This window comes from Streptomyces sp. NPDC051677 (genome assembly GCF_044453465.1).
Classification (GTDB): domain Bacteria; phylum Actinomycetota; class Actinomycetes; order Streptomycetales; family Streptomycetaceae; genus Streptomyces.
Map to the genome: position 1 here is coordinate 1 of NZ_JBITCT010000012.1, position 20,401 is coordinate 20,401.

General features: G+C 72.3%; 19 protein-coding genes and 3 pseudogenes. 8 read left to right on the plus strand and 14 right to left on the minus strand.

Annotated elements, in window-relative coordinates:
• Positions 1-142: 142 nt before the first annotated feature.
• Both ACIBAF_RS15980 and ACIBAF_RS15985 read right to left on the minus strand, forming a co-directional pair.
• A complete protein-coding gene (locus ACIBAF_RS15980; RefSeq protein WP_399463817.1) occupies positions 143-2,098 on the minus strand; it encodes an alpha-1,4-glucan--maltose-1-phosphate maltosyltransferase in 1,956 nt (651 codons plus the stop codon).
• A 75-nt stretch (positions 2,099-2,173) separates the two neighbouring features.
• On the minus strand, positions 2,174-2,473 hold the full coding sequence (locus ACIBAF_RS15985) for a DUF5133 domain-containing protein (RefSeq protein WP_399463818.1): 300 nt from the start codon (positions 2,471-2,473) through the stop codon (positions 2,174-2,176).
• Between the two features lie 295 nt (positions 2,474-2,768).
• Here ACIBAF_RS15985 and ACIBAF_RS15990 point away from each other — a divergent pair, with 295 nt between their 5' ends.
• Both ACIBAF_RS15990 and glgX read left to right on the plus strand, forming a co-directional pair.
• Positions 2,769-3,281 (plus strand): pep a2, encoded by a 513-nt coding sequence (locus tag ACIBAF_RS15990; RefSeq protein ID WP_399463819.1) that lies wholly within the window; start codon positions 2,769-2,771, stop codon positions 3,279-3,281.
• Positions 3,282-3,316: 35 nt separating this feature from the next.
• A complete protein-coding gene (glgX, locus tag ACIBAF_RS15995) occupies positions 3,317-5,470 on the plus strand; it encodes a glycogen debranching protein GlgX (protein ID WP_399463820.1) in 2,154 nt (717 codons plus the stop codon).
• Positions 5,471-5,497: 27 nt separating this feature from the next.
• Here glgX and ACIBAF_RS16000 read toward each other — a convergent pair whose 3' ends face one another.
• On the minus strand, positions 5,498-6,298 hold the full coding sequence (locus ACIBAF_RS16000; RefSeq protein ID WP_399463821.1) for a VOC family protein: 801 nt from the start codon (positions 6,296-6,298) through the stop codon (positions 5,498-5,500).
• Between the two features lie 106 nt (positions 6,299-6,404).
• On the opposite strand from ACIBAF_RS16000, the gene ACIBAF_RS16005 reads away from it, so the two are divergent.
• Positions 6,405-6,740 (plus strand): ANTAR domain-containing protein, encoded by a 336-nt coding sequence (locus ACIBAF_RS16005; protein WP_399463822.1) that lies wholly within the window; start codon positions 6,405-6,407, stop codon positions 6,738-6,740.
• A gap of 17 nt (positions 6,741-6,757) precedes the next feature.
• On the opposite strand, the gene ACIBAF_RS16010 is transcribed toward ACIBAF_RS16005, so the two are convergent.
• Entirely contained in the window at positions 6,758-7,549 is a 792-nt protein-coding gene (locus tag ACIBAF_RS16010) for a SigB/SigF/SigG family RNA polymerase sigma factor (protein ID WP_399463823.1), read from the minus strand.
• A 254-nt stretch (positions 7,550-7,803) separates the two neighbouring features.
• Between ACIBAF_RS16010 and ACIBAF_RS16015 the strand changes: the two are divergent.
• The 4 genes and pseudogenes from ACIBAF_RS16015 to ACIBAF_RS16030 all read left to right on the plus strand — a co-directional run bounded on the left by ACIBAF_RS16015 (position 7,804) and on the right by ACIBAF_RS16030 (position 10,274).
• Positions 7,804-8,216 (plus strand): annotated as a pseudogene (locus tag ACIBAF_RS16015) (MarR family winged helix-turn-helix transcriptional regulator).
• Positions 8,213-8,939 (plus strand): annotated as a pseudogene (locus ACIBAF_RS16020) (ATP-binding cassette domain-containing protein); the annotation flags it as partial. The pseudogenes ACIBAF_RS16015 and ACIBAF_RS16020, both read left to right, overlap by 4 nt.
• Positions 8,916-9,562, plus strand: a pseudogene (locus ACIBAF_RS16025) (ABC transporter permease). The pseudogenes ACIBAF_RS16020 and ACIBAF_RS16025, both read left to right, overlap by 24 nt.
• A 190-nt stretch (positions 9,563-9,752) precedes the next feature.
• A complete protein-coding gene (locus tag ACIBAF_RS16030) occupies positions 9,753-10,274 on the plus strand; it encodes a hypothetical protein (protein ID WP_399464026.1) in 522 nt (173 codons plus the stop codon).
• A 31-nt stretch (positions 10,275-10,305) separates the two neighbouring features.
• Here ACIBAF_RS16030 and hemC read toward each other — a convergent pair whose 3' ends face one another.
• The 9 genes from hemC to ACIBAF_RS16075 form a co-directional block, all read right to left on the minus strand.
• Positions 10,306-11,241, minus strand: coding sequence for a hydroxymethylbilane synthase (hemC, locus tag ACIBAF_RS16035; protein WP_399463824.1), 936 nt, complete (start codon positions 11,239-11,241; stop codon positions 10,306-10,308).
• Positions 11,242-11,291: 50 nt separating this feature from the next.
• A complete protein-coding gene (locus ACIBAF_RS16040; RefSeq protein WP_399463825.1) occupies positions 11,292-11,759 on the minus strand; it encodes a GNAT family N-acetyltransferase in 468 nt (155 codons plus the stop codon).
• Positions 11,756-12,274, minus strand: a complete 519-nt coding sequence (locus ACIBAF_RS16045) for a hypothetical protein (RefSeq protein ID WP_399463826.1) — start codon at positions 12,272-12,274, stop codon at positions 11,756-11,758. Before ACIBAF_RS16045 ends, ACIBAF_RS16040 begins: the two co-directional genes overlap by 4 nt.
• Before the next feature lie 72 nt (positions 12,275-12,346).
• A complete protein-coding gene (locus ACIBAF_RS16050) occupies positions 12,347-13,123 on the minus strand; it encodes an NPP1 family protein (RefSeq protein WP_399463827.1) in 777 nt (258 codons plus the stop codon).
• Between the two features lie 155 nt (positions 13,124-13,278).
• A complete protein-coding gene (locus ACIBAF_RS16055; RefSeq protein WP_399464027.1) occupies positions 13,279-14,235 on the minus strand; it encodes an ATP-dependent DNA ligase in 957 nt (318 codons plus the stop codon).
• Between the two features lie 146 nt (positions 14,236-14,381).
• Positions 14,382-15,533 (minus strand): histidine kinase, encoded by a 1,152-nt coding sequence (locus ACIBAF_RS16060; protein ID WP_399463828.1) that lies wholly within the window; start codon positions 15,531-15,533, stop codon positions 14,382-14,384.
• Between the two features lie 109 nt (positions 15,534-15,642).
• The gene (locus ACIBAF_RS16065; RefSeq protein WP_399463829.1) at positions 15,643-16,683 is read right to left on the minus strand and encodes a zinc-binding dehydrogenase; all 1,041 of its coding nucleotides are present in this window, start codon (positions 16,681-16,683) and stop codon (positions 15,643-15,645) included.
• A 91-nt stretch (positions 16,684-16,774) separates the two neighbouring features.
• On the minus strand, positions 16,775-17,311 hold the full coding sequence (locus ACIBAF_RS16070; RefSeq protein ID WP_399463830.1) for an SDR family NAD(P)-dependent oxidoreductase: 537 nt from the start codon (positions 17,309-17,311) through the stop codon (positions 16,775-16,777).
• Between the two features lie 28 nt (positions 17,312-17,339).
• The gene (locus ACIBAF_RS16075; protein WP_399463831.1) at positions 17,340-18,281 is read right to left on the minus strand and encodes an SGNH/GDSL hydrolase family protein; all 942 of its coding nucleotides are present in this window, start codon (positions 18,279-18,281) and stop codon (positions 17,340-17,342) included.
• A 408-nt stretch (positions 18,282-18,689) separates the two neighbouring features.
• Here ACIBAF_RS16075 and ACIBAF_RS16080 point away from each other — a divergent pair, with 408 nt between their 5' ends.
• Positions 18,690-19,208 carry a MarR family winged helix-turn-helix transcriptional regulator gene (locus ACIBAF_RS16080; RefSeq protein ID WP_399463833.1) on the plus strand — a complete coding sequence of 173 codons (519 nt, stop codon included), beginning with the start codon at positions 18,690-18,692 and terminating at the stop codon, positions 19,206-19,208.
• A 3-nt stretch (positions 19,209-19,211) separates the two neighbouring features.
• On the opposite strand, the gene ACIBAF_RS16085 is transcribed toward ACIBAF_RS16080, so the two are convergent.
• Positions 19,212-20,357 carry an MFS transporter gene (locus ACIBAF_RS16085; protein WP_399464028.1) on the minus strand — a complete coding sequence of 382 codons (1,146 nt, stop codon included), beginning with the start codon at positions 20,355-20,357 and terminating at the stop codon, positions 19,212-19,214.
• Positions 20,358-20,401: the final 44 nt, after the last annotated feature.

Genomic DNA, 20,401 nt, shown 5'->3' on the forward strand with positions numbered 1-20,401 from the left:
AAGGAGCGGACGAGGACCTCGTAGAACACGGCACGCTTGAACCACTCGGGGTCGCGGTCCTTGGCGGGCGTGTCCTCGAAGGTGTCCGGAACGGGTGAGTTGACGGTCATGGCGGTCTGGAGCCTCCGATCGGCGGTGCGGGTCACCGGACGTGGAACACGTGGGCAGGCGTCCGGCCGGGCTCCAGGCGCACGTAGTTCGTGCTGCCCCAGGCGTAGGTCTCACCAGTCAGTTCGTCGTGCACGGACAGGGATGCGCCGTGGTCCAGGCCGAGTTGCGGCATGTCCAACGACACCGTCGCCTCCTGGGTGTGGTGGGGGTCGAGGTTGACGACCACCAGAACCGTGTTCGAACCCGCGCGCTTGCTGTACGCGATGACCGACGCGTTGTCCGTGCCGTGGAAACGGAGGTTCCGCAGCCAGTGCAGGGCCGGGTTCGCCCGCCGGATCTCGTTGAGCTTCGTGATCAGCGGGGCGAGACTGCGGCCCTCACGTTCGGCCGCCGCCCAGTCACGGGCTTTGAGCTGGTACTTCTCCGAGTCGAGGTACTCCTCGCCGCCCTCCTTCAGCGGTGTGTTCTCGCAGAGCTCGTAGCCGCTGTAGATGCCCCAGGTCGGGGAGAGGGTGGCGGCGAGGACGGCGCGCGCCTCGAAGGCGGGCCGGCCGCCGTGCTGGAGGTAGGCGTGCAGGATGTCGGGCGTGTTGGCGAACAGGTTGGGCCGCATGTAGGAGGCGGCCTCCCCCGAGAGTTCGGTGAGGTACTCCGTCAGTTCCTGCTTCGTGTTGCGCCAGGTGAAGTAGGTGTACGACTGCTGGAAGCCGATCTGGGCGAGCGTGTGCATCATCGCGGGCCGGGTGAAGGCCTCGGCCAGGAAGATCACGTCGGGGTCGGTGCGGTTGATCTCCGCGATGACCCGCTCCCAGAACACGACCGGCTTGGTGTGCGGGTTGTCGACGCGGAAGATCCGCACTCCGTACGACATCCAGTGGCGCAGCACGCGCTGGGTCTCGGAGATCAGACCCTTCATGTCGGCGTCGAAGGCGAGGGGGTAGATGTCCTGGTACTTCTTCGGAGGGTTCTCGGCGTATGCGATCGTCCCGTCCGGGCGGTGGTGGAACCACTCGGAGTGCTTCTGCACCCAGGGGTGGTCGGGGGAGCACTGCAGGGCGAAGTCGAGGGCGACCTCCATCCCCTGGTCCTTCGCCTGCCGTACGAACCAGGCGAAGTCCTCGATGGTCCCCAGGTCCGGATGGACGGCGTCGTGGCCGCCCTCGGGCGAGCCGATCGCCCAGGGCACGCCCACATCGTCCGGCTCGGCGTTCAACGTGTTGTTGCGGCCCTTGCGGAAGGTCGTGCCGATGGGGTGGATCGGCGGCAGGTAGACGACGTCGAAGCCCATCGCGGCGATCGCGGGAAGCCTGCGCGCGGCGGTGCGGAAGGTGCCGTGCGGGCGCTCCGGGACGCCCTCGGAGCGCGGGAAGAACTCGTACCACGCGCCGTACAGCGCCCGCTCCCGCTCCACCAGCAGGGGCAGCGACTCGGCGGCGGTGACCATTTCGCGCAGCGGATGACGGGCAAGGACGGCGGCCGCCTCGGGCGCCGTGGCCGCCGCGTAGCGCTCGGCCACCGGCAGGGTGTCGTCGAGCAGCGTCTTCGCCGCGTCCCGCAGCAGGGTGCGCTGCGGCCCGCGCGGGGCACGGGCGGCGGCCCGCGCGTAGAGCCGGCCGCCCTCCTCCAGGACCAGACCCGTGTCGATGCCCGCCGGGATCTTGATGTCCGCGTGGCGGCGCCAGGTGGCGATCGGATCGCTCCAGGCCTCCACGGTGAACGTCCAGCGGCCCATGGCCTCCAGGGTCACATCGGCGCCCCAGCGGTCGCTGCCGGGAGCGAGTTCGCGCATCGGCGTCCAGGGTCCACGGCCGCCGTCCGGGCCTTTGAGGACCACGTTGGCGCCGATGGCGTCGTGGCCCTCGCGGAACACCGTCGCGGAGATCCGCACCGTCTCCCCGGTCACGGCTTTCGCCGGCCGCCTGCCGCACTCCACGCGCGGTTCGACGTCCCGTACCGGGATACGGCCGATCGCCCTGGTGGACTTCACCTCTGCACCTCCGCTTGCTGAAACTGGCTTTGTTCGCCCGGTGTTGGGCGACCGAACCGCACCCGCGTCGCAGCGCTACGTCTCCGCCGGAAGACACGGGAGGGAGCGCGTCGCGGAGAGCCGCGCGACGCCGCTGCGCCGGCTCGGCCCCCTGCGCTCGCGGTGATAAACGTCCGTAGCGGCCCGTAGATACTGTTCGGCGGCGTCCGCGGCCTCCCGTGCGCAGCGCTTGCCCATCAGCACGCACAGGGTGTAGCCGCAGTCCTCGAAGGCGGCCCGCACCGCGTGGTCGCCCGGGCGCGCGAGCATGGCCCGCTCCCAGGACCGGTAACTGCCCAGAGCTCTGGCGACTTCGGTCTTCGCTGGTTGCAGCATCGCGCGGTTCACCTTCCGGGAGTCCAAGAGGTACGCCGCTCGAAGCGAGCGGGCCGGCCCTTTCCGCAGAGGCGCGAAAGCGTCCAACCTCCCGAGGCCTTCACTTATGGTGCACGGCGCATCACCCAACGTCCTGTTGGATCTTGGTCGTGGTGTGCTCGTGTTGCACGAATGGCGTAGCAGCCGCACTGTGGTTGTGACTCAGAAGCGATTACCGCTCACGCTTCGTGTCGGGGAACTCGGCCCGTCGGGCCGAACCAGGAGCGAGAGCCTCGCGGGTGAGGAGCGAACGACGATGAAGACCGCAGTCCCCTGCTACTACCACCTCGACATGGACGTCAGTCCGGAACGGGTCGGACAGGTCAGGCGCATCCTGGCCGCTCACCTCAAGTACTGGGACCTGGAGACGCTCGTCGAGCCGGTCTGCCGCGGCGTCGAGATGCTGCTGCAGGCCATCGACGAACACGCGACGGACAAGCACACCTCGATCGAGATGTGGTGGAACGGCCAGCATCTGATCACCGCCATCGGCGGCGACGACCGTCATCTGCGCCCCGACCAGGACCTGCGGGCCTGCCTGGAGCGCATCGCCGCCATGAGCGACGGGTGGGGCTGCTGCGCCACCGACACCGGCAGCAAGGTCATCTGGTTCTCCCAGCGGGCCCGTGCCGGAGAGCGCGTCCCCCTCGTGCCGACGGCGCCGGAGCCCAGCCTGCGCGAGGTGCTCCAGGTGCCCCGCGAACTGCCCGTGGCGGCCCTGGCCGCCCCGGCGGACGAAGCGCAGGGCGTCCTGGAGGCCGCCCGGTGACCTCACGGCCGAACCGGACGGACCGAAGGAACCGAATGGACCGGACGGACCGGACGGACCGGAGTGCAGGGGTGCCCGCGTGGAGCGGGCGCCCCTACCCGTTGGGCGCCGACTTCGACGGGCGGGGCACCAACTTCGCCTTGTTCAGCGAGGTCGCCGAGCGCGTCGACCTCGTCCTCGTCGACGACGACGGCAGCGCCCGCGGGGTCCCGCTGACCGAGGTCGACGGCTTCGTCTGGCACGCCTACCTGCCCGGCATCGGCCCCGGACAGCGTTACGGCTTCCGGGTGCACGGCCCGTGGGACCCCGCCTCCGGCCACCGGTGCAACCCGGCGAAACTCCTCCTCGACCCCTACGCACGGGCCGTCGACGGCCAGGTCGACAACCATCCCTCCCTCTTCGAACGGGCGGGTGACCGACCCGACCCGGCGGACAGCGCCGGTCACACCCTGCTCGGCGTGGTCACCGACCCCGCCTTCGACTGGGGCGACGACAAGCCGCGCCGGCGCTCCTACGCCGACACGGTGATCTACGAGGCCCATGTCCGCGGTCTGACCCGCACCCACCCCGACGTCCCGCCCGCCCTTCGCGGCACCTACGCCGGCCTCGCGCACCCCGCGGTGACCGGGCACCTCACCTCGCTGGGCGTCACGGCGATCGAGCTGATGCCGGTCCACCAGTTCGTGCAGGACGGCGTGCTGAAGGACCGCGGCCTGTCCAACTACTGGGGCTACAACACCATCGGCTTCTTCGCCCCGCACCACGCCTACGCCGCCCACGGCACCCGCGGCGAACAGGTAACCGAGTTCAAGACCATGGTGAAGGCGCTGCACGCGGCCGGCCTCGAAGTGATCCTCGACGTCGTCTACAACCACACCGCCGAGGGCAACGAGAAGGGCCCCACCCTCTCCTTCCGCGGCATCGACAACGCTTCCTACTACCGGCTCGTGGACGGCGACTGGTCGCACTACTACGACACCACCGGCACCGGCAACAGCCTGCTCATGCGCCATCCGTACGTCCTCCAGCTGATCATGGACTCACTGCGGTACTGGGTGACGGAGATGCACGTCGACGGCTTCCGCTTCGACCTCGCGGCCACCCTCGCCCGCCAGTTCCACGAGGTGGACCGGCTGTCGGCGTTCTTCGACCTGATCCAGCAGGACCCGGTGATCAGCCGCGTCAAGCTCATCGCCGAACCCTGGGACGTCGGCGAGGGCGGCTACCAGGTGGGCAACTTCCCGCCCTTGTGGTCGGAGTGGAACGGCCGCTACCGCGACGCCGTACGCGACTTCTGGCGGGCGGAACCCGGCTCGCTGGGCGAGTTCGCCTCCCGGCTGACCGGCTCCTCCGACCTGTACGCCCACAGCAGGCGCCGCCCGCGCGCCAGCGTCAACTTCGTCACCGCGCACGACGGGTTCACCCTGCGCGACCTCGTCTCGTACAACGACAAGCACAACGAGGCCAACGGCGAGGACAACCGCGACGGCGAGAGCGACAACCGCTCCTGGAACTGCGGGACCGAGGGCCCCACCGAGCGCCCCGCGGTCCTCGCGCTGCGCGCCCGGCAACAGCGCAACCTCCTCGCCACCCTGCTGCTGTCGCAGGGCATCCCGATGCTCTGCCACGGCGACGAACTCGGCCGCACCCAGGGCGGCAACAACAACGCCTACTGCCAGGACAACGAAGTCTCCTGGATCGACTGGCGGTTGACCGACGAACAGCGGGGCCTCACCGACTTCTGCCGACGCCTGCTCGCCCTGCGCGCCGGCCACCCCGTCCTGCGGCGGCACCGCTTCTTCCGCGGCGAGACCGTCACCCACGCCCGGCAGCCGCTGCCCGACCTGGTCTGGCTGCTGCCGGACGCGCGCGAGATGACGGCCCGCGACTGGGACCGCTCCGACGCCCACAGCGTCGGCGTCTTCCTCAACGGCGACGCCATCGCCGAACCCGACCCCTGCGGCCGGCCCGTCGTGGACGACTCGTTCCTGCTGCTGTTCAACAGCTACTGGGAACCCGTCGCCTTCCGGCTGCCCGGACCCGGGTACGGCGAGCGCTGGACGGTGTGCGCCGACACCGCGGAACCCGACGGCGGCCCCGACGAGACGGAGTACAAGGCGGGCGCCCGGCTGACCCTGGAGCCCCGCAGCCTCATCGTGCTGTCACGGCCCCCGCACCGCTCGCAGTGAGCGTGCAGCGGGGGCGGGGGCGGGGGCTCAGCGCTCGCGGCGCGAGGTCACCGTGAACTGGGCGCCGTCCGGATCGCGCAGCACCGCCTCGTCGGCGGACTCGACCAGCACGCTGCCGCCGTGCTTCTCCGCGGCCCGCGCGCAGGCCGCCACGTCCGCGACGGCGAAGTGCACCTGCCAGTGCGGACGGATCGTCGGGTCGGGCGCCGCCTCCAGCGCCCCCGACTCGATCCGGGCCACGACATCGCCCCGGCTGCGCAACACAACCTCCCCGGCCTCGTAGCGGACCTCGCAGCAGCCGGGGCGGTCCGTGGCCCAGTCGAGGATCTCGCCGTAGAAGATGGCGGAGTCGAAGGCGTCGCGCGTGTGCAGCCTGATGAAGGCGGGCGCCGCCTGCCGCCAGGCCTCCCAGTTGCCGATCAGCTCCCCCTCCCAGATGCCGAAGGTCGCGCCGTCCCGGTCGGCCAGCAGCGCCGCCCGGCCCGGCGGCAGCGAGATCGGCCCCACGGCCACGGTCCCGCCGCGCTCTCGGGCCCGGGACGCCGCGTCGTCCGCGCTGGGCACCGCGAAGTACGGCGTCCAGGCCACCGCCATCTGCCACATCGAGGCGACGGCGGCCACCCCGGCGACCGGCACCTTGCCGACCAGCGCCGTGCGGAAGTGGTCACCGAGCGCGCCCCGGCGCCACTCCCAGCCCAGCACGGCCCCGTAGAACTCCTGCGTGGCGTCCAGATCGCGGCTGGTCAGGCTCACCCAGCAGGGCGCGCCGAACACGGAGCGGGTGGAGACGGAGCCTTTCGCACGGGCGGATGTCGGGTGGTCGTTCATGGCACTCGTGTTCCTGCTCTCTCGGCCGACGGGCGGCGTCTGTCACCAGTGTCCGGCCGCAACCCTCCAGGGCGCTCGCCGAGACACCCGGTGGCACGATGGAGTGATGGCACGAGTACCGCGCGAACCCGACGACGAAACAGATCGGATCCTCAGCCTCGAAGCGGAGATCGCGCAGATGAAGGAGGCGATCGCCTCCCACGCGGTCGTGGACCAGGCGATCGGCGTGGTCGTCGCGCTGGGGCGGATGTCGCCCGACGAAGGCTGGATCGTGCTGCGCGAACTCTCCCAGCACACGAACATCAAGCTGCGCAACGTGTCCGACCTGATCCTCGTCTGGGGCCGCAGCGGAGAGATGCCCGAGGAGATCTGTGCCGAACTGGAGGACCTCCTGGACCGCCACGGCCCCCTGCAGATCCCCGGCGCGCCTCCGCTGGGATGAACTCCGCTGGACGAACGTCATCGCGCCTCGGCGGTGATCTCCTCGCGCAGCCGTGCGAAGCAGCCGCTGAGCAGCCGCGAGACGTGCATCTGCGAGATGCCCAACTGCTCCGCGATCCGGCTCTGCGTCATGCCCACGAAGAACCGCAGGTACAGGATGGTCCGCTCGCGCTCCGGCAGCGCCCGCAGACAGGGCGCCACGGCCACCCGGTCGACGACCGTGTCGTAGCCGGGATCGGGGCCCCCGAGGGCGTCCTCGAGCGCATAGCCGTCGGTTCCGGGCAGTTCGGCCTCCAAAGACAGCGCCGAGAAGCACTCCAGAGCCTCGGCGCCGGTGCGCACCTCGTCCTCGCTCAGCTCCGCGTACGCGGCGATCTCCGCGATCGTCGGCGACCGGCCCGGAGTCGTCTGGGACAGCTCCTTCGCGGCGTGCCGCACACGGTTGCGCAGGTCCTGGACCCGGCGCGGCACATGCAGCGTCCACATGTGGTCGCGGAAGTGGCGCTTGATCTCACCCGTGATCGTCGGCACCGCGTAGGCCTCGAAGGCGCGGCCGCGGTGCGGATCGTAGTGGTCCACGGCCTTCACGAGTCCCAGGGCCGCGACCTGGTACAGGTCCTCCAGGGCTTCGCCGCGCCCCCGGAAGCGGACGGCGATCCGCTCGGCCATGGGCAGCCAGACCTCGACCAGCTCGTCCTTGAGCGCCTGGCGCTCCGGCCCGTCGGGCAGCCCGGCGAGCCGGACGAAGGATTCGGTGGTGTCCGGGGCGTCGTCGTGGGGGTGCTGCTTGGTTCGGACGCTGGTACGCATCACGCGCGCCTCCCTCAGGAGGGTGCAGGCGAATGGACGGGCACCGTGGGAAGCGCTCACTCGGACGGTTCGCAGAACACCCGGGGCCGGCCGCGCGAGCGGGTCCCACGGACGTGCCTCCGGTCCGAAGCACTTCCCTGCAGATTCCCGCGGCCGGGCACCCTAAAACTGATTTGCCCCTCTTTGTCGCGTTTCGATCCTTGGGGGGACAGTTACCTCTGACACAGACCCTCCCGGAAGAGCTCGCCGACGCGATGGTCGGCGTCCAGCGGCTGCTCAGGCCGCGGCTGCGGGCCGGTCTGACCGTGCCCCGGCTGCGGGGCGCCGAAATCGAGCTGCTGCGCCTCGTCGGGACCCGCCCGGCATCGGCGTCTCGGACGCGGCCCAGGAGCTGTACCTCGCGGGCAACTCCGTCTCGACCCTCGTCAACCGGCTGGTCAAGGACGGCTGCCTGGTGCGGGAGCCCCCCCGACGACCGGTTCGCCGCCCGCCTGCTGCTCACCGACGCGGCCGAGGCCCGCCTGCGGGCATGGCAGGAGCGGCGCGCCGCGCTCGTCGGCGGCACGTCGCGCGCCTCGACGCCGCCGACCGCCAGGCCCTGCACGCGGCGCTGCCGGCCCTGCGCGCCCTCGCCGGCACCCTGCACGAGGAGACCGAGGAGTCATGACAGCCGACCACGCCACGGACGCCGTCGCCTGCACCCGGCTTGCCTACGCCTTCGGCGACGCCAAGGCCGTCGACGGGCTCGACCTGACCGTCCGGGAGGGCGAGGTCTTCGGTCTGCTCGGACCCAACGGGGCCGGCAAGACCACCGCCATCCGCTGCCTCACCACCCTGCTGCCGGTCCCCTCCGGCGTGGTGCGCGTCTTCGGCCATGACGCCGCCGGGGACCGGATGGCCGTACGCCGGCTGCTCGGCTACGTGCCCAGCAGCTGTCCGCCGACTCCGGCCTGACCGGCCGCGAGAACGTCTCCCCCTTCGCCCGCGTCTTCGACGTGCCCCGGCGCGAGCGCGCCGAACGCGTCGGCCAGGCCCTGACCGCCGTCGGCCTCGACGACGTCGCCGACCGGCTCGCCGGCGCCTGCTCCGGCGGCATGGTCCGCCGTCTCGAACTCGCCCAGGCCCTGGTCAGCGCGCCCCGGCTGCTCATCTCGACGAGCTGACGATCGGCCTCGACCCGATCGCCCGAACGGGTGTCTGGGAGCACATCACCGCCGTACGCGAGGCCACCGGCATGACGGTCCGACCGGGTCGGTCTGATGCGCCGCGGCCGGATCCGCGTCCTCGGGACCCCGTAGAGCTCCGCCAGGGGCTCGGGGAGCGGCGGCGCACGCAGGGCGCGCCGGCCACGGGCCCGCTGCCCGGCCTGGAGGACGTCGCGCAGGGCATCGACCTGCTGCTGCGGCCGCCCCGGCCCCGCACCGGCCGCCTGCTGCTGTCGGCCCCGGTCTCCGCCTGTGCGCCGTCGAACTGCAGAAGCTGCGCCACGACCGCACCGAGCTGTACACCCGCGCCGTCCAGCCCGCCCTCTGGTTGCTGATCTTCGGTCAGACCTTCACTTGCATCAAGGCGATCCCCACCGGCGGCATCCTCTACATCGACTACCTGGCGCCCGGCATCATCGCCCAGTCCGCGATGTTCATCGCCATCTTCTACGGCATCCAGATCATCTGGGAGCGCGACGCCGGCGTCCTCAACAAGCTGCTGGTCACGCCGACTCCGCGCTCCGCGCTGATCACCGGCAAGGCGTTCGCGGCCGGGGTGAAGTCGGTGATCCAGGCGATCACCATGCCGCTGTTCTTCGGCTCCGACGCCCTCTACCCGGTCGGCATCATGCAGGGCCGGCTCCAGGGCGTCAGCAAGGTCAACCCGCTCAGCTACGAAGTGGACGCTCTGCGCGGTCTTCTCCTCGGCTCGCCCGCACACCTCGCCCTCGACTTCGGGGTGCTGATCGTCGCCGCCGCGCTCGGCATCACCGCGGCCTCCTCGCTCCTCGGCCGGCCGGCCCGCTGATCTTGCCCGGCGACGTGATGTGCGGCACGCCGTGGCAAGCCCTTTCCCGGCCCGTCGGCGGATAGTGCCTGCGCACGGCTTGATCAGCGATCAAAAGGGGTGAAGTCCCTGGCCACAGCGCATTCTGCTCATTTGACAGTGCGATCGGCGCACGGATAGGAAGCAGCCGATGGACGTCGAGAGGTGGACTGTGTACGAGCCGAACGTGGTCGGGGACTGGCAGGAGTACGACGAGCATGCCGGTCTGCGGGTCCGCGTCCACCGCCTGGAGCTGAGTGAGCCCCCGCGGGGACGCGACGACGCGGCCGAGGGACTGACCTACTTCTGTCTCCGGGTGACTGTCGAGAACCGCGGCAACCTGCAGCCCACGATCCACCTCGAGGACGGTCAGATCGACGTGCGGCTCGGGCCCGACGGCGAGGGCGCGTTCATCGACTGGCGCAACTCGCAGTTCATCGAGGGCTTCGACGTCTACCCCCTGCGCCGGGCCACCGCCGTGCTCTACGCGGCGGGCCCCGAGGCCGCCCTGAGCCAGGTCGACGTCCAGGTCCAGGTGCGGGTCGACGACGACTGGGCCGACCGCCGGCTGTGGACGGGCGGCATCGGACTGCACGAGACCCCCGGCGCCGCCGCGTCCGGGGCGGGCCGCGACAGCCTGGCCCGCCAGGTGAGCAACTTCCTGCGGGACCAGGCCGAAGAGGGCACCGCCTGAGCCTCTGGCCGGCTCAGTGCGGGTGGCGGGCTCAGTGCGGGATGCCGTCGATGATCTCGCGCGCGCCCTGACGCAGCAGCGCCACCGCCACCGACGTGCCGAGCGTCGCCGGGTCGAGACGGCCCGCCCACTCGTGGGCGTTCAGCCGGGTCTTGCCGTCCGGGGTGAACACACAAGCCCGCAGGGACAGTTCACCGCTGCGGTCCACCTGCGCGTACCCGGCGATGGGGCTGTTGCAGTGCCCCTGCAGCACGTGCAGGAACATGCGCTCCGCCGTGGCCTCCCGATGGGTGGCCGGATCGCCGAGCCCGCTGACCACGTCGATGAGGTCGACGTCGCCCTCGCGGCACTGCAGAGCGAGGATGCCCGCGCCGATCGGCGGCATCATCGTCTCCGCGGAGAGGACCTCGCTGATCACGTCCCGCCGGTCGATGCGCTCCAGGCCGGACACCGCGAGCAGCAGAGCGTCCGCCTCGCCGGCCGCCAGCTTCTCCAGCCGCCGGTTGGCGTTGCCGCGGAACGGCACGCACTCCAGGTGCGGATGGGTGGCGGCGAGCTGGGCGACCCGGCGCACCGATGAGGTGCCGATGCGCGTCCCGACCGGCAGCTCGTCCAGGGTGAGGCCGCCCGGGTGCACGAGCGCGTCCCGGATGTCGTCCCGCTTCAGGAACGCGGCGAACACCGTGCCCGCGGGCAACGGCCGGTCCGCCGGGACGTCCTTGACACAGTGCACCGCGAGATCCGCCTCGCCGGCCAGCAGCGCCGCGTCGACCTCCTTGGTGAACGCGCCCTTGCCCTCGACCTGGGAGAGGTCGCCCATCCACTTGTCGCCGGTCGTCTTCACCGGGACGACCTCGGTGCGCACACCGGGCTGCAGGGCGGCCAACTCCGCACGCACTCGCTCCACTTGAGCCAAAGCCATGGGCGAGTCGCGGGAGACGATACGGATCAGCTGCGGAACGGACATGCGGGACACGATAGACCCTCGCGACCCGCGCGCCGCGCCGCACGCCGGTTTCAGGACGAGACGCGCAGGCTGAAGCGTCGCTTGTCCGTGCCGAGGGCGCCGAGCCGCGCGTAGAAGCGGATCGCGCCCTCGTTCCAGGCGGGCGTCTGCCACTGCACCTCGGACAGGCCCAGGCGCCGGGCCCGGTCCGCGACCGCGTCCATCAGCAGGGCGCCCAGACCCAGGCCGCGGTGGCCGGGGGCGAGGAACAGGCAGTCCAGGTAGAGGTACTCGCGGCCCTCCCAGGTGGACAGCTCGGGCGCGCAGGTCGCGTAGCCGACGATCGCACCGTCGGGCGCTTCGGCCACCAGGCAGCACAGCCGGGGCGCGGACGAGTCGAAGAGGAGCGCGGCCAGGCGCTCCGCGAGGTCGGGCGCCGGCGGGGCGGCGCGCTCGTACTCCGCGTGCTGGACGGCGAGTTCGGCGACGCGCGGCAGGTCGGAGCGCTCGGCGGACCGTACCCGTGCGGCGGCGCTCACCTGACGTTCCCCTCGACCGTGTCCGCGGCCCACGAGGCCAGCCGCTCCGCCAACGGGCCCGTGCCGTCGAGGATCCGGCGGGCGAACGCGTCGCGTTCATGGGCGAACACGGCCGCCTCCCACACGCACGGCGCGAGCCCCGCCCGCCCCGGCCGCAGCTCCTGCGGCTGTCCGACCGGGCCCGTGAACAGGGCCAGATCCGACATGTCCGCCTCGATCCAGGTGAGCAGCAGGACGTAGTCGCCGTCGCCGCCGGCGTGCGCGATCAGGACGGCGAGGCCCAGCGAGCCCCGTTGCTCCCCGAGCGCCAGATGCCCGGCGGCGATGCGCAGCGCCTCCTCGGCGAACGGCTCGGACACCGTGCGGCCCGGCGCCTCGAGCGCGTACGCCTTCACGAGGTGCCCGGCGACCTCGTGGGCGCCCAGCGGGCGGGCGGGGCGGGCGTGGTGCTCCTCGGCGAGGGCCAGCAGTTCCTTGGCCCGGACGGCCGACGGGAGTTCGTCGCGAAGATCCATCAGAACATCATGGGGTGTGCGTGCGCCGCCGTCCACGGCCGAGGAACAGATGGCCCGGACGGCGGCCGGGACTCACGCGGCGGGATCGAAGGCGATACCTGACGGCTTGGCCGACGCGAGGTGGTTGGCGAAGTTCGCGTCCTTCAGGCCGAAGTTGGCGCTGCCGAAGTCGTACGCGCTCAGCTTGTCGCGCAGGCCCGACGGGTAGCCGTTCCAGCCGACCAGCGGCGGGTACTGCCAGGTGTGCTTGGCGTTCTCCGGCGGCTCGTCGTTGTTGTTGGCCAGCCGGAAGCAGTGGGTGCTGATGCCGTCCTTGTGGTAGACGATCTTCGCGTGCGCGCCGTCGAAGCGGACCCCGGAGGCCGCGGTGATGGTGAACGAGCCGTGGTTGGACGTCGAGACGTACTGGATCTGGCCGTTCTGCACCCAGACCACGACGTGCTCCCAGTCGTTGCGGTGCCCACCGATGCTGCTGCCCGCCACCGCCTGGTCCTTCTCGAAGTACAGGCCGTACATGTACGCGCACCAGCCGTTGTTGCACTTGGAGCGCGAGTAGCTGTTGGTGTTGTCCAGGTCGGACGCGTTGTGGCAGTCGCCGCTGAGCGAACCGGTCGGCTTCAGGCCGCCGTTGATCGTGCCGTCGGGGCCGATCGCGGGGGTCGGGTAGCAGCCGTCGGTGTCGTAGTCGAACGCGGGCTGGTAGGCCAGCTCGGCGGCCTCGGCGTTGGACGGCAGCGCCGCCGGCGGGGCCGCGAAGGCGGCCGACGGGACGGCGACGACGAGCGCGGCGGCGCCGGCGAGTCCGGTCAGCCACCTCCTGCGGTGGGCCTTGAACTTCGGTGATGACACTGCGTCCTCCTCGGGGTTGCGGGCGCAGCCCAACGGCTGTGTGGGGCAAGGGAGTTGAAAAGCAGTTCAGCTTCCTCGCTTTTCACTTCCGCGCCAAGGGGTCGCAGACGTATCGGTGGTGAAGCGCAGCCCAACAGTTGGCTGCTGAGGTGAGGTCAGGAGGAAATGTCCGGGAGGTCGGCCGCGGACTCCTCGGGCGTCAGGTCCGGCCGCAGCCGCAGCCAGGACGGCTGGCGCAGCAGCCCCGCCCGGGTACGGGTGCTGTAGCGGACCTCGCCGACCAGCCGGGGCACGACCCAGTGCGCGCCCGCCGCCTGCGGTACGGGGTCGAAGGGGCACACATCGGTCGCGGCGGCCCGCAGCAGCGCCGCGAGTTCGACCCGCTCGGCCTCGCTCCAGCCGGTGCCCACCCCGCCGACGTACCGCAGCCCGGTCGCGGACCGCTGGCCGACCAGGACGGCGCCGGGCAGCCCCGACAGCCGCCCCCTGCCGGGCAGCCAGCCGCCGACCAGGACGTCCGCGACGCGCATGTTCCGGATCTTGATCCAGGCCCGGGAGCGCACGCCCGGCTCGTACGCGGAGTCCAGCCGCTTGCAGACCAGCCCCTCCAGACCATGGGCGCGGGTCGCCTCCAGGGCCTCGCGCCCGTGCCCGACAAGGGCCCCGGGCGTCGACCAGAACGGCCCCTCCAGCGCCAGTGACTCCAACCGGGACCTGCGCTGCAGATAGGGCAGCGGGAGGAGGGAGCGGCCGCCGAGGTGCAGGACGTCGAACAGCACGAGGTGCACGGGCGCCGTCGCCGCCAGCCGTGCGGCCTTGCCCGGCGCCTGGACCAGCCCCATCCGGGCCTGCAGCAACTGGAAGTCGGCCCGGCCCCGTTCGTCCAGGGCGAGGATCTCGCCGTCCAGCACGGCCGGTGTGGCGCCGAGCGCGTCGCCCAGGGGGCGCAGTTCGGGATAGGCGCCGGTGATGTCCTCTCCCGAGCGGGCGCGCAGCCTGATGCTGCCGTCCCCGGCGAGGTACACCACGGCCCGTTGCCCGTCCTGCTTGGTCTCGTAGGCCCAGCGCGCGTCGTGGGCGGCGGGCGGCAGCCGGCCCGGGGTGGCGAGCATGGGGGCGATGAGGGGGAGCGTCACGGGTGAGTTGTGGACACGGCCGGACCGATGCACGCCGCGGACGCGCCGGTTTCGCCTGAACGGCGCTGTGCCCGACGCGCCGTCAGCCGCTCACCACGGCCTGCGCTCACCACGGCCTGTCCTCACCACACGCACGGCAGGTCCACCTCGACGACCGTCGGCCCGCCCAGCGGGCTCGTCACCCGCACCGTGCCGTCGAGCGCGGCGACCCGGCGCCGCATCCCCAGCAGTCCCGATCCGGCGCTCTCGTCGGCGCCGCCGCACCCCTCGTCGCGCACCCGTACGCGCAGCCCGGTCCGGGAGCGCGCGAGGACGACCTCCGCCCGGTCGGACCCGCTGTGCTTGGCGGCGTTGGTCAGCGCCTCGGCGATCACGAAGTAGGCGGCCGACTCCACTGCGGCCGGGGCCCGGGGCCCGCCGGTCAGGTCGTCCGCCTGTACCGCCGCCCGCAGGCCGCTGCCGGCCGCGAGCGCCCGTACCGCGCCCACGAGCCCCCGGTCGGTGAGGATCGGCGGATGGATGCCGCGCACCACGTGCCGCAGCTCCGTCAGCGCCTCCTCGGCCTGGTCCTGCGCATCGGCGAGCAGCTTGCGCGCCGTCTCCGGATCGGCCCCGTACGCCCGCTGGGCCAGGCCGATCCGCATGGAGAGCGCGACGAGGCGCGCCTGGGCGCCGTCGTGGAGATCCCGTTCGATCCGGCGCAGTTCGGCGCCGTGCGCGGCGACCGCGTCCGCACGGGTCGCGGTCAGCTGCTCCACGCGCCGGGCCAGCAGCGCCTTGGGGGAGGGCCGGAGCAGGGCAGCCGACCAGTGCGCCTCCAGGTCGGCGAGCCTGACGATCAGCGGCAGGACGCGTGCCTGCCGGCCCAGCAGCCCGCTCCACACCCCGTCGACGAGCAGCCCCGCCGGCCACAACGGCAGCATCAGCACCGTCAGCCAGCCGTAGGCGTAGTACGCGACCATCCAGCGCAGGTCGGTGAGCGTCCCGGGGTCCCGGACGGCCGTCCGCAGCCGCTCGCGCACGGGACCGGTGATCGGCTGGTACGCCTCGGGGATCTCCCGGCCGGTCCAGGACGCCGTCAACCGCCGCTTGGCGCCCGTGATCCGGCGGATCAGCAGCACGGTCTCGGGCAGCAGCCAGATCCCGACCACGGCGACCGCACCCGTGGCGGTGATCAGCAGGACGGTGACGAAGATGTACGACCCGAAGGCCATGAAGGCGGCCAGGAGCAGGTGGACCGTGGCCCGCGCAGCCTGTCGCAGGGTCGCGCGCATGGAGGCCGTTCCTCTCGTGAAGAGCAGCAGGGGGACGGAGGAGGTGGGGGGGGAACGACAGGGGCCGTCGGCCGGGGAGCGACCCCGGCCGGCGGCCCCTGTGCGGGCCTCAGTCGTCCAGCGTGACGACGACCTTCTCGGCCGCGCCCGGCGTCAGGGCCAGCTCGAAGGCGCGGTCGGCCTCGGAGAACGGGACACGGTGGCTGATCAGCTTGGCGAACCGCTCCTGATGCTCGACCAGTTCCGGGGTCACCTCGAAGATCTCGGTCGGGTAGCCCTGGGAGGCGACGAGGGTGAGCTCGCTGCGGAGCATGCCGCCGAGGTCGATCTCGCCCTTCTTCTGCACGGCCACCATGACCAGCTTCGCGCCCCACTTCGCCGACTGCACCACCGTGTTGAAGACGGCCGGGGCGCCCGCCGCGTCGAGGAAGACGTCGGTGCCCGGCCGGGGCTGGCCGAGGGCGTTGGCGCTCTGCCCGTGCAGTTCGGTCAGGCGCGCGGCCACGTCCTCCTCGGCCGAGTCGATGACGGCGTCCACGCCCACGGCCAGCGCCTTCTCCAGCCGGGAGGGGATGACGTCGACGACCACCACGTGCTCCACACCGCGCAGCTTCAGCCAGATCGCCGCGCCCAGACCGATCGGTCCGGCGCCGAACACGACGACCTTGTCGCCCGGCTTCGCCTCGGAGCGGTTGACGGCGTGCCGGGACACGGCCATCGGCTCGTTGAGCGAGGCCACGTCGAACGGCACGGTGTGAGGGAAGACGGCGACGCTCTTGCCGACCTCGGCGTTCTCGATCAGCAGGAACTCGCTCATCCCGCCGAACTTTCCGCCGCAGCCGATGATCCCGGTGGGCGCGTCCTGCGGGTTGACGACCACCCGGTCGCCCACCCTCAGACCGTCCACCTCGGCGCCGACCTCCACGACCTCGCCGGCCGGCTCATGGCCGAGCGCCACCGGGACCAGGTCGCCGCCCAGGTGCGCCCGGGCGGGCATCCCGCCCATGTGCAGGAAGGTGACGTCGGTGCCGCAGATGCCGCAGGCGCGGATCCGGACGAGCGCGTCCTTGGGGCCGGGCGTCGGCCGCTCGACGTCCACCACGTCGATCTCGTCGACCCCGCCGGTGCGGACGGACTTCATCGTGCTCATGAGGGGAGCCTTTCTCGGTGCTTCGAAATGCGCTTACGGGAACGGGAAACAGGTGGTGCGGGCAGGGGTCGGTGTCAGGCGGCCGTGCACGTCACACGACGGACCGGTCGCCGTCGAGGGCGAGGCGCAGGACGGCCGCGGCCCGCTCCTTGGGCCCGGGACCGTTCGTCGGGCCGACGGCCTCGGCGCGGATGCCCCGGGCGCGGTACGCCACCTCGATCGACGTCACGCGGTCGGCCACGCCGGGGCCGGACGCGGCGAAGACGACGGCGCCACCGCCGGCGCTCACCATGTGCGGGAGCACGGCCCGGCTGAGCAGGTCGGCAGCGACCACGCCCGTGTGCACAAGGACGTCCAGGGCCCCGAAGGCGCACAGCGTGGTGGCCACCACGTCGTCCACGACCTCCTGTTCGCCGAGGTCGCCGACGACCGCGACGGCGTAGCCGCCCACGTTCCCGATCGCCTTGACCGTGCCGTGCGCGCCGTCCGCGTCCGCGTCCGCGACCAGCACCTTCGCCCCGCGCAGGGCGAGGGCCACCGCCGTGGTGCGCCCGAGTCCGGACCCGGCGCCCGTGACGACGACGGTGCGTCCGTCGAAGTCCGTGCCGCCGATGACGTCGCCGCTCATGCCGTGCTCCTTTCGCCGCGAGCGGCTCTCAGATGCCGAGGGTCTTCGCGACTGCGTCCGCCATGCCCTGCTCGCCGCGCTCGTTGGGGTGGACGGAGGCGGCCGGGGCGAGCGGCACGAGCGGCTCCACCCAGCGCACCCGACGATCGGCGCAGGCATCGCGCCCGACCGACGGGGTGTACGTGTCGACGTAGCCCACCCCCGCCTTGTCGGCCCGCTCCCGCAGCATCCGGTTCAGCTGTCGCTCTGTGTCGTGGAGGTAGGTGACGTCGCCGGGCGCGAGGCCCATCTCGCTGCCGCAGTCGGTGGTGTGCGTGGGCAGGATCGCGGGGTAGCCGACGACGTAGACGCGGGCCTTCGGCGCGCGGCGCTTGACCTCGGCGAGGGCCTGGGCCAGCCGTTCGTCCGTCGCGTCGATCCGCTGCCGTACCTCGTCGACGCCGTCGGAGACGTACTGGGCCCGGCAGGGCGCGTCCCCGGCGTTTCCGGCGTTCTCGGTGTCGGCCTTGAAGCCGCTGAGCGCGAAGTGCAGCACTCCCGACTTCACGCAGCTCTTCACGAGCGCGGCGAAGCCGATGTCGTTGCCGCCGATGCCGAGGGTGACGAGCCGGGTCCGGTCCGACAGGGCGGACAGCTGCGCCGGATTGGCGCCGCGGTCCGTGGCCTGGGGGGCGCTCAGGTCGGCGACGGTGGCGCCGCTGCAGCTGACGTCACGGAAGTCGGCGGCGGCCAGGCCGAGTCGGCGGGCGACGAGTGCCGGGTAGTTGCGGTCGGAGCGGTCGCAGCCGGCGGGGCTGCCGCCCTGGTCGGGGATCTTCGGACCGGCGGTGTAGGAGTCGCCCAGCGCGACGTACGGGCCCTTCGGCGGGGCGGGGGCGGGTCTGTCGTCCTGTCGGCTGATCACGATCGCGGTGGTCAGCACGCCGCAGGCAAGCGCCCCGGCCAGCGCGGCTCGTACGGAGGTCTTCATCGGAGGGTCCTGTCTGTTCGTCCCGGGTGGTCCACGCCGTGCAGCCGTGGTCGTGGGGCTGCTGGGCTCGGCCGGGGGAGGGGCGGCCGGGGCGGTCGAGCGGGCGTGGAGGGGGAGATGCCCCGGGTCCCGGCGCCGGTCGGGGGGAGTGAGCCGGCGGCCGGGCCCGGGACCGCGCCGGTCCCCGTCCCCACGGGTTCGGCGCCTGGGAGCCGCCTCCGCTCAAGGCGACTCCGGTCTGTGCGGTCAGGCCCCTGTGGAGGGACGGGCGGGCGGTTGGTTCAGACGGTTCAGGTGCGGTGGTCGGCCCACCGCATTGCTTGAGTTAGGCAAACACATGTCGATTACTTGAGTCAAGCAATCGATCGGATTTACTTGAGTTACGCAACAAGATGGTAAAGTGGGGTCATGTCCATCGAACCGCTCCCCCTCCCGTCCGTCGCCTCGCCGGAAGTGATCGAGATCGAGCGCGCGCTCACTCGCATCACCTACCTGAGCACCCGTGCCCGCCAGCACGACCGGCTGATGACACTGGCCGGCGTCCCCCTCGACCGCGCCGCCGTGGCGCTGCTGCGCCAGGTCGCCGACTCCGAGCCGCTGCGGCCGGGGGAGCTGGCCCAGCGCCTCGGCGTGGAGGCCTCCCATGTGACACGCACGGTGCAGCAGCTCCAGAAGTCCGGATACGTCACCCGGGTCCCTGACCCCCAGGACGGCCGGGCCCAGCGGATCGAGCTCACCGAGGCCGGCCGCGCGGCCATCGACCGGGTCCGCGACACGGGTGCCCGAGGGATGCAGATGGCGCTCTCCGACTGGTCCCCGGAGGAGCTGGGCCGGCTCGCCACGCTCTTCCACCGCATGGTCGACGACTTCCTCTCCTACGCCGCAGAGGAGGAGACCGAGCAGCCTGCCGCCGCCCCCGGCGCCTGATGATCAGGCGCGCGCAGCGGCCCCGGCCCGAGGAGCGGTCGCCGGGACCGGCTCGCGCAGGCCGCGCAGCAGGAGCCAGGCCGCCACGGGCGGCAGGAGCAGGGGCAGCAGGCCCGTCCGCAGGGACGTGGCGTCCGCGAGCGCGCCCAGAGCCGGAGCGGCCGCGCCCCCGACGCTCACGGTCAGCCCCAGCGTGACGCCGCTCGCCGTGCCCACCCGCCGGGGCAGACAGTCCTGGCCCAGCGTCACGTGCAGCGAGAACGGGACGTACAGCCCGGCCGAGGCGAGCGCGACGAACAGGAACAGGGGCGGGCCCGGGACCAGCAGCACTCCGGCCACCGCCACCACCGTCAGGGCGTACGAGTGGCGTACGACGCCGAGTCGCCCGTAGCGCTCGGCCAGTCGGCTCCCGGCCGGCGTCCCCACCGCGCCGCCCGCGTACAGCACGCACAGTGCGGCCGTCCCCGCCGCCGCCCCGCCTCCCGCGCGCTCGCGGACGTACAGCGGGACGAACGTGCTCAGGCCGACGAAGACGATCGACCGGCACACCACCGCACCCGACAGCCGCAGGAACGACGGCCAGTCGTCCCGGCCCGCCCCCTCGGTCGCCGTCCGGGCAGGCCCGGTCCGGCCGGCCGCCGAGCGCACCGCCGCCGCGCACAGCGCCACACCCGCCAGGGCCGGCAGGCCCAGCAGCGGCGAGGCCCGCAGCCCCCAGGTCGCCACCACGCCCGCGACCAGCGGCGGGGCGAGCGCGAAGCCGACGTTCCCGCCCAGCGCGAACCAGCCCATCGCCGTGTGGCGGCCGCCCGAGACGGCACGGGCCGCCCGCGCGGCCTCCGGGTGATAGGCGGCGACCCCGATCCCGGACACGGCCACCGCCGCCAGGGTGAGCGCGTACGAGCCGCCGACCCCGCTCAGTGCGATCCCCGCACCGGCGGCGGCCACGCTGAGCGGCAGCAGCCACGGCATCGCCCACCGGTCGGTCAGCACACCGAACAGCGGCTGTGCCACCGACGACAACAAGGAGGCCGCCAGCACGATCCCGGAGGCGGCGGCATAGGAATAGGCCCGCTCCGCGATGAAGAACGGGACCAGCGCGGCCACGGCCCCCTGGTACACGTCCACACAAGCGTGGCCCAGGGACATCAGGGCGACGGATCGGTTCTGCGGGGTGACGGATCGGTTCTTCG

What these genes read in the sequence shown, in the direction of transcription:
- ACIBAF_RS15985 (WP_399463818.1), bottom strand. Translation starts at nt 2,473, where the DNA reads ATGCTGCAACCAGCGAAGACCGAAGTCGCCAGAGCTCTGGGCAGTTAC.
- ACIBAF_RS15990 (WP_399463819.1), top strand. Translation starts at nt 2,769, where the DNA reads ATGAAGACCGCAGTCCCCTGCTACTACCACCTCGACATGGACGTCAGT.
- glgX (WP_399463820.1), top strand. Translation starts at nt 3,317, where the DNA reads ATGGACCGGACGGACCGGACGGACCGGAGTGCAGGGGTGCCCGCGTGG.
- ACIBAF_RS16000 (WP_399463821.1), bottom strand. Translation starts at nt 6,298, where the DNA reads ATGAACGACCACCCGACATCCGCCCGTGCGAAAGGCTCCGTCTCCACC.
- ACIBAF_RS16005 (WP_399463822.1), top strand. Translation starts at nt 6,405, where the DNA reads ATGGCACGAGTACCGCGCGAACCCGACGACGAAACAGATCGGATCCTC.
- ACIBAF_RS16010 (WP_399463823.1), bottom strand. Translation starts at nt 7,549, where the DNA reads ATGCGTACCAGCGTCCGAACCAAGCAGCACCCCCACGACGACGCCCCG.
- hemC (WP_399463824.1), bottom strand. Translation starts at nt 11,241, where the DNA reads ATGTCCGTTCCGCAGCTGATCCGTATCGTCTCCCGCGACTCGCCCATG.
- ACIBAF_RS16045 (WP_399463826.1), bottom strand. Translation starts at nt 12,274, where the DNA reads ATGGATCTTCGCGACGAACTCCCGTCGGCCGTCCGGGCCAAGGAACTG.
- ACIBAF_RS16055 (WP_399464027.1), bottom strand. Translation starts at nt 14,235, where the DNA reads ATGCTCGCCACCCCGGGCCGGCTGCCGCCCGCCGCCCACGACGCGCGC.
- ACIBAF_RS16060 (WP_399463828.1), bottom strand. Translation starts at nt 15,533, where the DNA reads ATGCGCGCGACCCTGCGACAGGCTGCGCGGGCCACGGTCCACCTGCTC.
- ACIBAF_RS16065 (WP_399463829.1), bottom strand. Translation starts at nt 16,683, where the DNA reads ATGAGCACGATGAAGTCCGTCCGCACCGGCGGGGTCGACGAGATCGAC.
- ACIBAF_RS16070 (WP_399463830.1), bottom strand. Translation starts at nt 17,311, where the DNA reads ATGAGCGGCGACGTCATCGGCGGCACGGACTTCGACGGACGCACCGTC.
- ACIBAF_RS16075 (WP_399463831.1), bottom strand. Translation starts at nt 18,281, where the DNA reads ATGAAGACCTCCGTACGAGCCGCGCTGGCCGGGGCGCTTGCCTGCGGC.
- ACIBAF_RS16080 (WP_399463833.1), top strand. Translation starts at nt 18,690, where the DNA reads ATGTCCATCGAACCGCTCCCCCTCCCGTCCGTCGCCTCGCCGGAAGTG.
- ACIBAF_RS16085 (WP_399464028.1), bottom strand. Translation starts at nt 20,357, where the DNA reads ATGTCCCTGGGCCACGCTTGTGTGGACGTGTACCAGGGGGCCGTGGCC.